Below are 14,326 nucleotides of genomic sequence, written 5' to 3'. Positions count from 1 at the left end.
TTGGATGAGGGAAGTACCGGCTCTGACCATCGGCTCGATCGTCGACATGGCGGGTGTCGCGCGCGCGAAGGTGATGCCGGCCGGCCGAACCGGTGTCTTCGAGAAAGCCGGTGCGGGAGTCTCACCGAGCTGGAACGTCTTCTGTAGCGACGATCGGATTGCCTTCACCGATTCCTTTTCCGTCGTGGGTGATCTCCGGTTGCGTATCGACCGCTCCGACCTCCGTGATCTCGGCGGGGGCGTGTCGTGGGCGCCGGCGACGTTGCACGAGCAAGACGGTGCGACGGCTGCCGTGTGTACTCGGTCCGCACTCACTGCCGTCGTGGCGCGGCTTGCCGCCGACGGACTGGAAGCTCGGGTGGGTCACGAGATCGAGTTCACTCTTTTCGGTGATGCGTGCGACGGAGCGTGGTCGGCGTACGGGTTAGGTGCAGTTCTGCGCCGCGAGGGCTTCCTCAAGGACCTTCTGCGCAATGCCGAACGCGCACAACTTCATATCGAGCAAGTTCATGCAGAGTACGGACCGGATCAATTCGAGATCTCCATCGCTCCGGCAACTCCTGTTCAGGCTGCCGACCTGGTGATACTGGCCCGGATCTTGATCACCCGCACTGCCAGAGCCCACGGATTGGCGGCCTCGTTTTCACCGATACCTACGGTCGGAGGTGCAGGGAACGGTGCACACCAGCACTTTTCGTTGAACTCAGGTGGGCGGCCCGTCTTCTCCGGTGGCGGGCAGGAGTACGGGATGACCGACAAAGGATCATCAGCTTTGGGTGGAATCCTCTCTCACCTCACGGAATTCACGGCCGTCTTTGCGTCCTCACCGCTCTCCGGGGTCAGGCTGCGACCGGACAACTGGTCGGGGGCCTACGTCTGTTGGGGGCTCGAGAACCGGGAAGCGGCACTGAGGTTCTGCGCAGAGTCACCGTCGAATCCACACGGCGCCAACGCCGAAGTGAAAATCGTCGATCCATCGGCCAACCCGTATCTGGCGACCGCTGCGATACTTGGCCTTTCGCATATCGGTATCGGCAATGCCTCGCCATTGGCGCCGGAAATTGTGGTGAACCCGTCGACTCTCACGGAGGCGGAACGTGATGAGCGCGGGGTGACCCGAGTCCCCACCGATCTGCGCGAGATAGTGCAGAAGTTCAACTCCTCCTCGGTGGCGAAGGAAATCTTCGGGGAGTCGATCATCGAAGCGATGGTGTCAGTGAAGGGAGTTGAGCGCGAGACTTTCTCCCAGATGGACGAGGCGACAACCGTCGAGCGGCTTCGATATACCTGGAGCTGAAAGGGTTGACGCGCAAGATGTCGAGTCCTATGTTTAAGCTATTCCTTAATTAAGGAGTTGCTTACATGGACGAGCGAAGTGGCCGACTCGATGCAGTGTTCAGCGCATTGGCCGACCCGACGAGGCGTGAAATGCTCTCTCGCCTCACTGATGGTTCGATGACCGTCGGTGAGTTGGCGGAGCCGTTCGAAATGAGTCGACCCGCCATCTCTCAGCATCTGAAGGTGCTCGAGCGAGCCGGTCTCATCGAACGAACCGCCACCGCGCAATGGCGCACGTGCACCCTTCGCGCAGAGGGTCTCGACGACGCCAGCGCCTGGGTCGACGAACACCGGCGAGGCTGGAACGAACGCTTCGACCTCCTCGACGAGCGTCTACGTGAGCTGAAGCAACGTCGACCGAAGAAGGAGAAGGACAATGAGTGACCGGAATGCCGATGCCACTGCAGAATTCACCATCACCCGGATCTTCGACGAGCCGCGCGACCTTGTCTGGCAGGCGTGGACCGACCCCGACGAGGCGGCGCGCTGGTGGCATCCGAAGGGTGTCAGCAGTCCCCGTGAGCATGTCACGATCGATCCCAGAGTTGGCGGAACGTACCGCTACCTGATGATCAACGACGAGAACGGAGCCGAGTACCCCACCGGCGGAACCTATCTCGAGGTCGACGAGCCGAAGAGGCTGGTCTTCACCTGGGGAAATCCGAGTGATCCGGTGGATGCCGCACCTCGGATAACGGTCACGCTCGCAGAACGGGGTGACAAAACCGAAATGACCTTCCACCTGGTAGGAATTCCGGGATTCAAGGGTGACGGGAATGTGTACGACGGATGGGAATCCGCTTTCGACGTGTTGGACGAAGTTCGCGCCGGCGACTAGTCGGGAATCGGACACCGCGACAGCGGTGCCGGTGATTGAATGGGGCTGATAGTCCATTCTTCACCGACGCAGGAGAGCCTGATGGCACCAGAAGTTGCGGTAGTTCTCGAGGGATACACCTACTTCGAATGCCCGCGCTGGCACGAGAACCGGATCTGGGTATCGGACTTCTACACCTACCAGGTGATTTCGGCCTGCGAGGACGGGACAGACATACGCGTCGAGGCGGAGGTTCCAGGGCAGCCGTCCGGGCTGGGGTGGCTTCCGGACGGCAGATTACTGGTCGTCTCCATGCGGGACCAGAAGATTCTGCGGCGAGAATCCGATGGCGAGTTGGTGGTGCACGCAGACTTGTCCGGGTACGTCAGTGCCAACGTCAACGACATGCTGGTCGACGCACAGGGACGAGCGTACGTGGGCAACTTCGGGTTCGATCTGATGAACCTGGCCCCCGTCGAGACGGCAGATCTCCTCCGCGTCGACCCGGACGGATCGGTGCACGTCGTCGCGCGAGATCTCCACTTCCCCAACGGAATGGCTCTGACGTCGACCGGAGATCTGCTCGTGGACGAAACGCTGGGAAATCGAATCAGTGCGTTTGCCGTCCAGGCCGACGGCTCTCTGGGTGAACGCCGCGACTGGGCGTCGTTCGGGCCGGTGCCTGGTGGAGCCGAGATGGAGACCACCCTCGCTCAGATCGTCGTTGCGGCGGACGGGTGTTGTATCGACGGAGACGATTCGATGTGGGTGGCCGATGCCCTCGGAAGCCGTGTTCTTCATGTGGGCGCCAGCGGGGAGATAGTCGACGAAATTGCCTTCGACAGCGGTGTCTTCGCTTGCGGACTCGGCGGTTCCGACGGTCGTACCCTGTTCGTTTGTGCCGCCCCGGATTTCAATGAACACGCTCGCAAGGTGGCTACCGAAGGAAAGCTGCTGTCGATTCGCCTGGAGCCTTTGATCTGATATGGAATTGGTGACCTCGCTACCTGCCGACACTCCGCTGCGGCAGGTAGCTCAGCACGTCCGACGCATCGAGAACCTTGGTTTCGACACGGTGCACATCTCCGAAACCATTCGTGATCCGTTTGCGGTGGCGGCCCTGGCCGTCGAGCACAGCAGTACTCTCACTGTCCGGACGTCGATGGTTGTCGCGTTTGCGCGCAGTCCCATGGTGACGGCTTTGGCTGCCTGGGATCTTGCGGGTTTCTCGGGTGGGCGATTTCAACTGGGGCTTGCGACGCAGGTGCGTGGGAACATCGTCGGGCGGTACTCGATGCCGTGGACGGATCCTGTTGCGCAACTGCGTGATTACGTCAGCGCTGTACGCGAGATCTTCCGAGTGTTTCAGGAGGGCGGTGAACTCGACCATGCGGGAACGCACTATACCTTCGACCGGCTGCAGCCCTACTTCAATCCGGGGCCGCTCGATGTTCCGGCTCCGGAGATCTGGACCGGGGGAGTGAACTCTCGCATGTGCTCACTGGCGGGAGCCGTCGCCGACGGTTTTGTTTCTCACCCCACCAGCTCCCATCCGAAGGTGCTCGCGGAGAGGATCATTCCATCGTTGACGGCAGGAGGAAGGAAGCCGCGACTGATTGCCGTTCCGAAGATGATCACCGGCAAAGATCCTGCCGCGATACTTGCTCAACGAGAAGCGGTGCGCAGTGAACTTGCCTTTCTCTACTCCACTCCGGCGTACCGAGTCGCGCTGGAGGTCCTCGGATTATCCGAGGTCGGGGAAGAACTGACAGTGATGGCGCGGGCAGGTGATTGGGCTCGACTACCTGACGTCCTCACCGACGATGTTCTCGACAGGCTGGTCACGCAATGCACCTACGCCGAACTCCCCGAGGTGCTGAGTTCGAAATACGCGAGTCTCTGCGACGGCATTGCACTGGCGGTGCCGGCGAATCCCGCCGACGACCGCGTCTTCGCAGCGATGTGTGAGGAGATTCGAGCCGCCGCAGCGTCTGCCCCGTGACGTCCAGTCGGCGCGAACTACACTCTCGACATGGGGCGCGTCTACGAAGGCATCGATGAAAAGCTCACCACGTGGTTGCAGGCTCAACCGCTGTTCGTCGTTGCCACCGCACCGTTGTCTGCTGACGGGTTGGTCAATTGCTCACCCAAAGGGGGAGTCGGATCGTTTGTGGTGCTGACATCCAACCGGGTGGCGTACCTCGACCTCACCGGCAGCGGTGTGGAAACCATCGCGCACGTGCGCGAGAACTCCCGAATAACACTGATGTTCATGGCGTTTGACGGACCACCGAAGATCGTACGACTGCACGGTCACGGACACGTTCTGCTTGCAGGGTCGGAACCGTTCAACGAGCTTGTCGGTAGGTTCCCTGAGCACCCGGGGCTGCGGTCGATCGTCGTGGTCGATCTGACGCGCATTTCGGATTCGTGCGGATACGCAGTACCGCTGATGGACTACCAATCCGATCGTGACGTGCTCGACCGCGTAGCGGAGAAGAGGGGGCCGGAGCGGCTCATCGCCTATCGCGCCGAGAAGAACGCGAAGAGTGTGGACGGGTTGCCCGGTATCGACCTGGAGTGATACAAAATCGCGTCGCCGTGCGAAAGAGTGTGGGGCAGGTGATTCTGACATTGCCTGCCCCACGTCCTCGTTGTGCTGGTTACTTCGCCATGTCCTGGGCTGCTCGGTACGAGAAGACCATGGCCGTGCCGAGCGGAACGCCAGGACCGGGGTAGAAGCGGCCGCTCAGTGACGCGCTCGTATTGCCGGCGGCGTACAGGCCGTCGATGGCGCTGCCGTCGGCACGCAGGACTCGACCGTTGACGTCGGTGACCAATCCGCCCTTGGTGCCGAGGTCACTGAGGACGATGCGGGCCGCGTAGAACGGACCGTTCTCGATCGCCGTCAGTGCCGCATTCGCGCCGCCGTTGGGTGGGCAGAAGAATGCGTCGTACGGGTCTTCGCCGCGATGGAACTCTTCGTCGACTCCCAGCTTTGCGGCATCGTTGAACTTTTCGACAGTGCTGCGCAATGCGTCGGCCGGCAGTCCGGTCTTGGCGGCGAGTTCTTCGAGAGTGTCGGCGGCGACCCAGGTTCCGGCCTCGAGGTGCTTGGCGGGCGCCGTGTTCGGGATGCAGATGGCAGGTAGTCCGCCACCCTCGCGCGAGTCGAAGATCATGAACGACGGCACTGCAGAACCGTTGTCGTCGTGCGCATCCATGGCCCGGCCGAACTGGTCGTACGGGAGAGACTCGTTGAGGTAACGCTCGCCCGCGTTGTCGACGACGAGTCCGCCGCGAACGCCGACCATGAATGCGGCGCTGCCGTCCGGCTGCTCGACGCCGGGGCAGAACCACGCCTGATCGAGCAAAGCGGTTGCGCCACCGACAGCAATTCCGGCGGAGATCGCGTCACCGGTGTTGGCGCCGAAGGGACCCATACTCCAGATCGCTTTGCCGGGGGTGCCGGCCTGCTCACGCATCTCGGCGTTGCCTTCGATGCCGCCCGCTGCCATCAGCACACCGCGGTTCGCCTTGATTCGCTGGGTTTCGCCGCCGGATTCGACCTCGGCGCCGACAACCCGACCGTCTTCCACGATCAGGGAGGTGAGGATGGATTCGGTACGAAGTTCTGCGTTACCGGTGCTCTGGACTGCGGCCAGCAGTCGGCCGATCAGTGCGCGCCCACCGATCATCGGGCCGGGAGCATGATCCTGACCGGTGCGGTCTTGGTCGAGTTCCGGACGCACCTTGCCGGCGAGGTCACCGATGTCGGCGGGATCGAGATCGAGAGGGTTGATGGAGCGTCCCGTGTCCATCCGGCCTTCGGCCTTGTAGTAGTCGGGGAACGCACGGAACTCGAATTCGATGTGCGGGTTCTGCTCGAGTAGTGCGACGACATCGGGAGCGGTCTCGACATAGGCATCCTGGCGCTCGGACTCGGCGTCGCCGAGCAATGCGCGCAGATAGGTGCGTGCGTTCTCCGTTGAGTCGGGGAGTCCCGCACGTTCCTGTACTTGGGTTCCCGGCAGCCAGATGGATGCGCCCGAGTACGCGGAAGTTCCGCCGAAGCGATCGGTTTTCTCGAGGACGATCGTCGTCAATCCTCGAGCTGCCGCGGTGTATGCGCCGGTCAGCGCGCCGCCGCCGGAGCCGACTACCAACACGTCGCACTCGGTGGTCCAGTCCTGCATCATTGCGTCCTTACTCCAAGAGGGTGGGGTGTCCACGGAATACCGCACGGGGAGAGAAGGCCATGCCAGGTCCCACTGAGCGGGCAATATGCCGAGATGGGTGGTCGAGATGAGAGAATTGGCGAGGTCGTTCGCGACCGGGACACAGAATCGATGATGGGGGCGACGTTGCCGAGAATTGCCGAGGTCAGGGACGCTGCAGAGCCCAGTTCGGACGAGCAGCGGGCGCGCCATGTGCGGATGCTGGAAGCGGCAGCCGAATTGGGGACCGAGAAGGAACTCTCACGGGTACAGATGCACGAGGTCGCCAAGCGGGCGGGCGTGGCCATCGGCACTCTTTATCGCTATTTCCCCTCGAAGACGCACCTCTTCGTCGCTGTGATGGTCGAGCAGATCGACCAGATCGGTGCCAGCTTTGTCAGGCATCAGGTTCAGTCGGACAATCCGCAGGATGCGGTGTACGAGGTATTGGTTCGCGCGACTCGCGGGTTACTGCGTCGGCCGGCTCTCTCGACTGCGATGCTGCAGTCGTCCAGTACCGCCAACGTCGCGACGGTGCCGGACGTGGGAAAGATCGATCGCGGCTTCCGGCAGATCATTCTCGATGCGGCCGGGATCGAGAACCCCACCGAGGAAGACAACACCGGGTTGCGTCTGCTGATGCAGCTGTGGTTCGGGGTCATCCAATCGTGCCTCAACGGTCGAATCTCCATCCCCGATGCGGAGTACGACATCCGCAAGGGATGCGACCTGCTTCTGGTGAATCTCTCACGGCACTGACGTGACTTCGCCCCTCTCTGGGGAGGGTTCGTCATGTTCGCAAAATTGAAATCAATTCTATTTTTGAATCCGCATCAGTTGAGAGTTGATGTCAATCCGGACATTGCCCTGACATCATTAATAGAATAAATTACAGAAAATTAGACGGTGAGCCAGCTCACCGACCGAAAACTCCACGAAGGAGCGAACATCATGGGTCATGCAGTCATCGTCGAGGCCGCTCGGACACCGATCGGCCGTCGTCGCGGCGCCCTGGCGGGACTGCACCCCGCCGAGATTCTGGGAGCAGCGCAGCTCGGCGTTCTCGAACGGGCAGGCGTCGCACCGGAAGACATCGGACAGATCATCGGCGGCTGTGTCACCCAGGCAGGTGAGCAGTCCAACAACGTCACGCGGCAGGCGTGGCTGCACGCCGGATTGCCGTACAGCACCGCGGCAACCACTATCGACTGCGCCTGTGGATCCGCCCAGCAGGCAGTGCATTTGATTTCCGGCCTGATTTCTTCTGGTCAGATCTCGGCCGGTATCGGCTGCGGCGTCGAGGCCATGAGCCGTGTGTTCCTGGGTCAGGCAAACGCACCGGGAACGGGAAACCCGTACCCGGACGACTGGACCATCGACATGGGTGACCAGTTCACCTCCGCGCAGCGAATTGCCGAGAAGCGTGGGATCACGCGCGCCGACGTCGACGCGTTCGGTCTGGAATCGCAGCGCCGCGCAGCTCAGGCTTGGGCAGAAGGACGCTTCGACCGCGAGATCGTGCCCGTCAAGGCTCCCGTGGTGGACAAGGAAGGCGTGCCTACCGGTGAGATCGCCACTGTCACTCGGGACGGGGGACTGCGTGAGACGACGGCAGAAGCGCTGGCTGGGCTCAAGCCGGTCATCGAAGGCCATATCCACACCGCCGGCAACTCGTCGCAGATCAGTGATGGCGCGGCTGCGGTACTGCTGATGAGCGAAGAGCGCGCACAGGAACTGGGATTGAAGCCCCGCGCGCGGATCGTCGCGTCCGGCATGGTCGGATCCGATCCCTTCTATCATCTGGACGGACCGATCGAGTCCACCCAGATGGTGCTCGACAAGGCCAAAATGACCTTGGACGACATCGATCTCGTCGAAATCAACGAAGCCTTTGCCTCGGTCGTGCTCTCCTGGGCGCAGGTTCACGGCGCAGACCTGTCCAAGGTCAACGTCAACGGTGGTGCGATCGCGCTCGGACATCCCGTCGGTTCCACGGGCGCTCGTCTGATCACCACTGCGCTGCACGAACTCGAGCGCTCGAACAAGTCGACGGCTCTGGTCACGATGTGCGCCGGTGGCGCTCTCTCGACCGCCACCATTATCGAACGCATCTGACCCGTACTGACACTGTCGAATTGACGAGGTAGACATGACTATTGGATTGAGTGAAGAAGATCGTGACCTCCGCGACTCCGTACGGGGCTGGGCGGCGCGTCACGCAACACCCACCGTCGTCCGTGAAGCCGTCGAGGCGAAGGTCGAAACTCGCCCCCAACTCTGGAACGGGCTTGCCGAGCAGGGGCTTCTCGGACTACACGTAGCCGAGGAATTCGGCGGCGCAGGATACGGATTGGTCGAACTCGCCATCGTCGTCGAGGAACTTGGACGCTCGATGGTTCCCGGACCGTTCCTGCCGACGGTAGTGGTCAGCGCTGTTCTCAGTGATGCCGGAGAAACGGACAGACTGCCGACGCTCGTGGATGGCAGCACGCTCGGAGCTGTTGCACTACAGCCGGGTTCGCTGAAGATCACCCGCGACGGCGACAACACCACCCTCAGCGGAACGTCCAGCCTTATTCTCGGCGGCCATGTCGCTGACCTGTTCCTCCTCGCGACGGACAGCGGATTCGTTCTGCTCGGACGTGACCGCCTCGAGGTCACGGACTTGGCCAGCTACGACGTCGTGCGTCGTAACTCCGAGGTCACCGTCGACGGTTTGGTGCTCACCGATTCCGAGATCCTCACCATCGATACCCAGCGTGTACTGGACATTGCCGCAACACTGTTCGCGGCCGAGGCATCAGGCTTGGCCGACTGGGCAGTCACGACGTCGGCCGACTACGCGAAGGTGCGTCAGCAGTTCGGTCGCCCGATCGGCCAGTTCCAGGGTGTCAAGCACAAGGCTGCACGTATGCTCGCGCTTGCCGAGCAGGCACGCGTCTGCGCTTGGGACGCTGCGCGTGCGCTGACTCCCGCCAACGGCGTCGGTGCCGAAGAGGCTTCTCTCGCAGCAGCCGTCGCCGGAGCCACGGCCCTCGAGGCTGGCTTCTCCGTCACGCGTGACTGCATCCAGGTGCTCGGCGGAATCGGCTACACGTGGGAGCACGACGCGCACCTGTACCTGCGCCGCGCGCAGTCCCTGCGAATTCTGCTGGGTTCCACGGCATCCTGGCGTCGTCGCGTTGCCGAGCTGACCATTGCCGGAACCCGTCGCGTGCTCAGCGTCGAGCTGCCGCCCGAGGCCGAGGCGATCCGAGCCGACGTCCGAGCCGAGCTCGCTCCTGCACTCGAACTCGAAGGCGCCGCCCAGAAAACGTATCTCGCGGAAAAGGGATACACCGCACCGCACTTCACGGCTCCGTGGGGCAAATCCGCCGATGCCGTCAGCCAGCTGGTCATCGCCGAAGAACTGCGCGCTGCGAAGATCAAGCCGCACGACATGATCATCGGCAACTGGGTCATCCCGACGCTCATCGCGCACGGCAACGAAGAGCAGCTCGCCAAGTTCGTCCCGCCGTCACTGCGCGGCGACATCGTCTGGTGTCAGCTCTTCTCCGAGCCCGGCGCAGGTTCCGACCTCGCCGCGCTGAGTACAAAGGCCACCAAGGTCGACGGTGGCTGGAAGTTGCAGGGCCAGAAGGTGTGGACGTCGATGGCACGCGACGCGCACTGGGGAATCTGCCTCGCGCGCACCGACGCCGACGCCCCCAAGCACAAGGGTCTGTCCTACTTCCTGATCGACATCAAGAACAGCGGCCTCGACATTCGCCCGCTTCGCGAGATCACCGGTGAAGCACTGTTCAACGAAGTCTTCTTCGACGACGTCTTCGTTCCCGACGAGTGCCTGGTCGGCGAGCCAGGCGACGGCTGGAAGCTCGCTCGCACCACGCTGGCCAACGAGCGTGTCTCGCTGTCCAACGACTCGTCGCTCGGATCGGGTGGCGAGGCTCTTCTGAGCCTGGTCGACGGACTGCCCGGTGGCATCGACGACGAGCAGCTGACCGTGCTCGGAAAGGTGCTGTGCGACGCGCAATCCGGTGGTCTGCTCGGTCTGCGCACCACGCTGCGCTCGCTCACCGGCGCGCAGCCGGGTGCCGAATCCTCGGTGGCGAAGCTGATCGGTGTCGAGCACATCCAGCAGGTCTGGGACGTGGCAATGGAGTGGGCCGGACCGAGTTCACTTCTGGGCGAACAGCATCGGATGTCTGCAACCCAGATGTTCTTGAACTCGCAGTGCATGTCCATCGCGGGTGGTACAACCAATGTTCAGCTCAACATCATCGGTGAGCGAATCCTGGGTCTGCCTCGCGACCCTGAACCGGGAAAGTGACCTGCACATGAGCAATCGCACCTTCGTCATCGGCGTCGGCATGACCAAGTTCGAGAAGATCGAGACCCGCGACTGGGAATACCCGGACATGGTGACCGAAGCCGTCTCGAATGCCCTGACCGATGCCGGGATCGGCTACGGCCAGATTCAGCGTGCTGCGGTCGGTTACGTGTTCAACGCGTCGACAGCAGGACAGCGAGCTCTCTACGAGACCGGTCTGACCGGCATTCCGATCTTCAACGTCAACAACAACTGCGCGACCGGCTCGACGGCGCTGATGATGGCGCGCGAGTGGGTCCAGGCCGGACAAGCCGAGTGCGCCTTGGCCGTCGGCTTCGAGAAGATGACCAAAACGGCGTTGACCGGTAACGGTGAGATGCCCAAGGTCACGACCTTGGACTCTCAGCTGAAGATCATGGTCGAGGATTACGGGTTCGCCCGATCGCCGATGACAGCTCAGCTGTTCGGTAACGCTGCCGTCGAGCACATGAAGAAGTACGGCACCACGGTCGAGCAGATCGCAGCGGTGGCGGTCAAGAATCACAAGCATTCGGTGAACAATCCGTACGCACAGTTCCGTGACGAGTACACCCTCGAACAGGTACTCGGCGACAAGATGATTCACGAGCCGCTGACACGTTCGCAGTGCTCGCCGACCTCGGACGGCGCCGGAGCCGCGATCGTCGTGAGCGAGAAGTTCGTGCGTGAGCACGGCCTCGAAGACCGGGCGATCGAAATCGTCGCACAGGCGTTGACCACTGACACCGAGGCAGCGTTCGCCGAGAAGTCGATGATCGACGTGGTCGGCGCGCCGATGACGGCAGCTGCGGCAGAGCAGGTCTTCGCGCAGGCCGGGATCACCATCGATGACGTCGACGTCATCGAACTGCACGACTGCTTCGCGATCAACGAGATCATCACCTACGAGGGCCTGGGGATGTGCGCGGTCGGAGAAGGCGGAAAGCTCGTCGAATCCGGCGCGACCACGTACGGCGGCCAGTGGGTCGTCAACCCGTCGGGTGGTTTGATCTCGAAGGGACACCCGCTGGGCGCGACGGGCTTGGCGCAGTGCGCCGAACTCACGTGGCAGCTCCGCGGGACCGCGGATGCGCGGCAGGTCGAAGGCGCTCGTATTGGCTTGCAACACAACCTCGGACTGGGCGGCGCGTGCGTCGTGACGGTCTACCGAGCCGGAACTTTGGAGAACTGATGGCTATCGATCTCGAGGTGGCGTTGGCCGCCGAACCGACTGTGCGCGAGGCGTCGTGGACCGATCGCGACGTCATGCTCTACCAATTGGGACTCGGGGCAGGGGTGAATGCTCTCGATCCCGTCGAACTGACCTGGGTGTACGAAAAGGGGCTGAAGGTACTCCCGACGTTTGCAATGGTTGCAGGCCAGGGAGTTTCGGCGGGTGTACTGCCCGCACCGTCGATGAGTATGCCGGGAATCGACATCGATCTGCGAAAGATCCTGCACGGTGGGCAGTCGCTGGCACTTCACGCGCCCATCCCGTCGACGGGTGCTGCCCGTATTTCCTCTCGGGTCGCCGATGTCTGGGACAAGGGTAAGGCAGCTGTGATCGTTCTCGAGACGGCGGCCGAGGACCTGGACGGGAATCCGTTATGGACCACCGGAATGCAGATCTGGGCGCGCGGCGAAGGTGGATTCGGCGGCAACGCCGGACCCGAAGTTGTTGCCGGGGTGCCTGATCGAGCGCCCGACAAGGTACTGACGTCGAGCACGAGTCCCTCACAGGCGCTGGTGTACCGACTCAGTGGAGACATGAACCCGCTGCACGCTGATCCCTCCTTCGCGAAGATGGCGGGCTTCGATGCACCGATTCTGCACGGCCTCGCGTCGTACGGCATCGTCTGCAAGGCCGTGGTAGACGGGATTCTCGACGGAGATCCGACGCGGGTGAAGAACTACTCGGTGCGGTTTGCCGGTTCGCTCTTCCCCGGCGAATCCATCACCACCTCGGTATGGCAGGACGGCAACACACTGACGTTGGCGGCGACGTGCCCCGAACGCGAGAACTCCCCGGTTCTCACGCACGCAACAATGGAGATCAACTGATGGACCTCGGTTCGCACCCCACAGCAGCGACACATCCGGGCGGCACGATTCTGACGTCGCCGCCGCAGGACGCCCCGGTCGACCGGGCCACGGCAGCAGCGCGTCGCGTTGTCGACGCGATGCTGCGCACCGACCGCGGAAACGCCAATCTGGACCGGGTTGCGGAGGAGCTCAACAGCATTGCCGAGCACCTCGAGCAGCACTCACCCGAGGTGGCCGAGCGCTTGATCGACATGTGGAACGGTGAGGGCGTGACTCGTCACGACCCCGTGACCGGCCCCGAGAACGCCATTGCGCCGCCGCTCGTTCTGGAAGGGCTCGCTGACGGGTCGGTGCAGGGAGTGGTCACGTTGACGCTGCCGTACCAGGGCCCTCCCGGCCATGTGCACGGCGGTGTTTCGGCGCTGCTGCTCGATCACGTTCTCGGCGTCGCGAACGCCTGGGGTGGAACTTCCGGCATGACAGCACAATTGAGCACTCGGTACCATCGCCCGACTCCGCTGTTCGAGCCCCTCACGATCAGCGGCAAATTCCTGTCCAAGGACGGCCGCAAGATTCACACCGTCGGTGAGATCAAAACTGCGGACGGCGAATTGTGTGTGTCGGTAGAGGGACTGTTCATCGACAAGACCGTGCCGCGCCCCAGGTAGGGGCTTCGCCCCCGTGCGCCTTTTTGGTAGTGGGAACTACCAAAAAGGCGCACAGGGGTTCTGACGAAGGAGGGCCCAGTGGGCAAGCTCGACGGACGTGTAGCAGTGGTCACCGGTGCCGGTATGGGCATCGGGCGTGGAGTGGCGGGCGCGTTCGCGCGTGAAGGCGCGTCGGTGTTGGTTGCCGAGATCGACGAGGCGGCGGGGCTCGAAACCACCCAGTGGTTGCGGGACGAATGGGGCGCGGAGGCGGAATTCGTCCGGACCGACGTCACTGACAAAGCTCAGGTTGTTGCCATGGTCGACAAGTCCGTCGAGCGGTTCGGACGCCTCGACATCCTGGTCAACAATGCTTGGCGGACTTTCGGTTTCGCGCGGCTCGAGAAGATGACCGACGAGCAATTGCGCGGCGGTTTCGACATGGCAGTGATGGCGGCATTCTGGGCGATGCAGGCTGCCCTGCCGGAACTGGAGCGACACGGCACGGGTCGCGTGATCAACATGTGCAGCCTCAACGGCGTGAATGCTCACATGTACTCGGTGCAGTACAACGCGGCGAAGGAAGCATTGCGAACCCTGACTCGCACTGCTGCCCGCGAGTGGGCTCCCAAGCAGGTGAACTGCAACGTCATCTGTCCCGGTGCGCAGAGTGCGGCGTACAAGCGTGTCGCCGAAGCCAATCCGGAGAACGTGGCAGTGATGGCCGCACAGAACCCGATGGGGCGGATCGGCGATCCCCTCGACGACATCGGCCCCGTTGCGGCCTTCCTGGCAAGTGACGACAGCCGTTACGTCACCGGCAACACCCTCTTCGTCGACGGTGGTGGGCACATCAACGGCGTGCAGTGGGCGCCGACCGTCGACTGATCGACGGCGACTCGGCCGGTGTATCCGG

General features: G+C 62.7%; 14 protein-coding genes. 13 read left to right on the top strand and 1 reads right to left on the bottom strand.

From position 1 onward, the window contains the following. Positions 1-4: 4 nt before the first annotated feature. The 6 genes from RWT78_RS07980 (at position 5) to RWT78_RS07955 (ending at position 4,739) form a co-directional block, all read left to right on the top strand. Entirely contained in the window at positions 5-1,297 is a 1,293-nt protein-coding gene (locus tag RWT78_RS07980; protein WP_314675151.1) for a glutamine synthetase family protein, read from the top strand. Between the two features lie 65 nt (positions 1,298-1,362). Then, positions 1,363-1,722 carry a helix-turn-helix transcriptional regulator gene (locus RWT78_RS07975; protein WP_003940373.1) on the top strand — a complete coding sequence of 120 codons (360 nt, stop codon included), beginning with the start codon at positions 1,363-1,365 and terminating at the stop codon, positions 1,720-1,722. Continuing rightward, positions 1,715-2,176 (top strand): SRPBCC domain-containing protein, encoded by a 462-nt coding sequence (locus RWT78_RS07970; RefSeq protein ID WP_314675150.1) that lies wholly within the window; start codon positions 1,715-1,717, stop codon positions 2,174-2,176. Before RWT78_RS07975 ends, RWT78_RS07970 begins: the two co-directional genes overlap by 8 nt. 81 nt (positions 2,177-2,257) lie before the next feature. Then, positions 2,258-3,139, top strand: coding sequence for an SMP-30/gluconolactonase/LRE family protein (locus RWT78_RS07965; protein ID WP_314675148.1), 882 nt, complete (start codon positions 2,258-2,260; stop codon positions 3,137-3,139). Between the two features lies 1 nt (position 3,140). Further along, complete coding sequence (locus tag RWT78_RS07960) at positions 3,141-4,157, top strand: TIGR03617 family F420-dependent LLM class oxidoreductase (RefSeq protein ID WP_042924836.1); 1,017 nt, start codon at positions 3,141-3,143, stop codon at positions 4,155-4,157. A 30-nt stretch (positions 4,158-4,187) separates the two neighbouring features. Then, positions 4,188-4,739 carry a pyridoxamine 5'-phosphate oxidase family protein gene (locus RWT78_RS07955; RefSeq protein WP_007732686.1) on the top strand — a complete coding sequence of 184 codons (552 nt, stop codon included), beginning with the start codon at positions 4,188-4,190 and terminating at the stop codon, positions 4,737-4,739. Between the two features lie 79 nt (positions 4,740-4,818). Here the strand turns inward: RWT78_RS07955 and RWT78_RS07950 are convergent, their stop codons facing one another. After that, positions 4,819-6,351 (bottom strand): FAD-dependent oxidoreductase, encoded by a 1,533-nt coding sequence (locus tag RWT78_RS07950; RefSeq protein ID WP_037128865.1) that lies wholly within the window; start codon positions 6,349-6,351, stop codon positions 4,819-4,821. A 153-nt stretch (positions 6,352-6,504) separates the two neighbouring features. On the opposite strand from RWT78_RS07950, the gene RWT78_RS07945 reads away from it, so the two are divergent. From RWT78_RS07945 to RWT78_RS07915, 7 genes are all read left to right on the top strand, one after another. Next, entirely contained in the window at positions 6,505-7,131 is a 627-nt protein-coding gene (locus RWT78_RS07945) for a TetR family transcriptional regulator (protein ID WP_030536987.1), read from the top strand. Between the two features lie 192 nt (positions 7,132-7,323). After that, positions 7,324-8,487, top strand: coding sequence for a steroid 3-ketoacyl-CoA thiolase (locus RWT78_RS07940; RefSeq protein ID WP_007732681.1), 1,164 nt, complete (start codon positions 7,324-7,326; stop codon positions 8,485-8,487). 34 nt (positions 8,488-8,521) lie between these two features. Beyond that, the gene (locus RWT78_RS07935; protein ID WP_007732680.1) at positions 8,522-10,702 is read left to right on the top strand and encodes an acyl-CoA dehydrogenase; all 2,181 of its coding nucleotides are present in this window, start codon (positions 8,522-8,524) and stop codon (positions 10,700-10,702) included. A gap of 7 nt (positions 10,703-10,709) precedes the next feature. Then, on the top strand, positions 10,710-11,912 hold the full coding sequence (locus RWT78_RS07930; RefSeq protein WP_003940027.1) for a lipid-transfer protein: 1,203 nt from the start codon (positions 10,710-10,712) through the stop codon (positions 11,910-11,912). Beyond that, positions 11,912-12,781 carry a MaoC/PaaZ C-terminal domain-containing protein gene (locus RWT78_RS07925; RefSeq protein ID WP_314675142.1) on the top strand — a complete coding sequence of 290 codons (870 nt, stop codon included), beginning with the start codon at positions 11,912-11,914 and terminating at the stop codon, positions 12,779-12,781. The genes RWT78_RS07930 and RWT78_RS07925 overlap by 1 nt, the downstream gene beginning before the upstream one ends. Then, positions 12,781-13,431 carry a PaaI family thioesterase gene (locus tag RWT78_RS07920; protein ID WP_003940283.1) on the top strand — a complete coding sequence of 217 codons (651 nt, stop codon included), beginning with the start codon at positions 12,781-12,783 and terminating at the stop codon, positions 13,429-13,431. Before RWT78_RS07925 ends, RWT78_RS07920 begins: the two co-directional genes overlap by 1 nt. Before the next feature lie 78 nt (positions 13,432-13,509). Then, a complete protein-coding gene (locus tag RWT78_RS07915) occupies positions 13,510-14,298 on the top strand; it encodes an SDR family NAD(P)-dependent oxidoreductase (RefSeq protein WP_007732675.1) in 789 nt (262 codons plus the stop codon). Positions 14,299-14,326: the final 28 nt, after the last annotated feature.

It is taken from the genome of uncultured Rhodococcus sp. (genome assembly GCF_963525155.1).
Classification (GTDB): Bacteria; Actinomycetota; Actinomycetes; order Mycobacteriales; family Mycobacteriaceae; genus Rhodococcus_F; species Rhodococcus_F qingshengii.
This window is presented reverse-complemented; position numbering and strand designations above follow the sequence as displayed.

What these genes read in the sequence shown, in the direction of transcription:
- RWT78_RS07980 (WP_314675151.1), top strand. Translation starts at nt 5, where the DNA reads ATGAGGGAAGTACCGGCTCTGACCATCGGCTCGATCGTCGACATGGCG.
- RWT78_RS07975 (WP_003940373.1), top strand. Translation starts at nt 1,363, where the DNA reads ATGGACGAGCGAAGTGGCCGACTCGATGCAGTGTTCAGCGCATTGGCC.
- RWT78_RS07970 (WP_314675150.1), top strand. Translation starts at nt 1,715, where the DNA reads ATGAGTGACCGGAATGCCGATGCCACTGCAGAATTCACCATCACCCGG.
- RWT78_RS07965 (WP_314675148.1), top strand. Translation starts at nt 2,258, where the DNA reads ATGGCACCAGAAGTTGCGGTAGTTCTCGAGGGATACACCTACTTCGAA.
- RWT78_RS07960 (WP_042924836.1), top strand. Translation starts at nt 3,141, where the DNA reads ATGGAATTGGTGACCTCGCTACCTGCCGACACTCCGCTGCGGCAGGTA.
- RWT78_RS07955 (WP_007732686.1), top strand. Translation starts at nt 4,188, where the DNA reads ATGGGGCGCGTCTACGAAGGCATCGATGAAAAGCTCACCACGTGGTTG.
- RWT78_RS07950 (WP_037128865.1), bottom strand. Translation starts at nt 6,351, where the DNA reads ATGCAGGACTGGACCACCGAGTGCGACGTGTTGGTAGTCGGCTCCGGC.
- RWT78_RS07945 (WP_030536987.1), top strand. Translation starts at nt 6,505, where the DNA reads ATGATGGGGGCGACGTTGCCGAGAATTGCCGAGGTCAGGGACGCTGCA.
- RWT78_RS07940 (WP_007732681.1), top strand. Translation starts at nt 7,324, where the DNA reads ATGGGTCATGCAGTCATCGTCGAGGCCGCTCGGACACCGATCGGCCGT.
- RWT78_RS07935 (WP_007732680.1), top strand. Translation starts at nt 8,522, where the DNA reads ATGACTATTGGATTGAGTGAAGAAGATCGTGACCTCCGCGACTCCGTA.
- RWT78_RS07930 (WP_003940027.1), top strand. Translation starts at nt 10,710, where the DNA reads ATGAGCAATCGCACCTTCGTCATCGGCGTCGGCATGACCAAGTTCGAG.
- RWT78_RS07925 (WP_314675142.1), top strand. Translation starts at nt 11,912, where the DNA reads ATGGCTATCGATCTCGAGGTGGCGTTGGCCGCCGAACCGACTGTGCGC.
- RWT78_RS07920 (WP_003940283.1), top strand. Translation starts at nt 12,781, where the DNA reads ATGGACCTCGGTTCGCACCCCACAGCAGCGACACATCCGGGCGGCACG.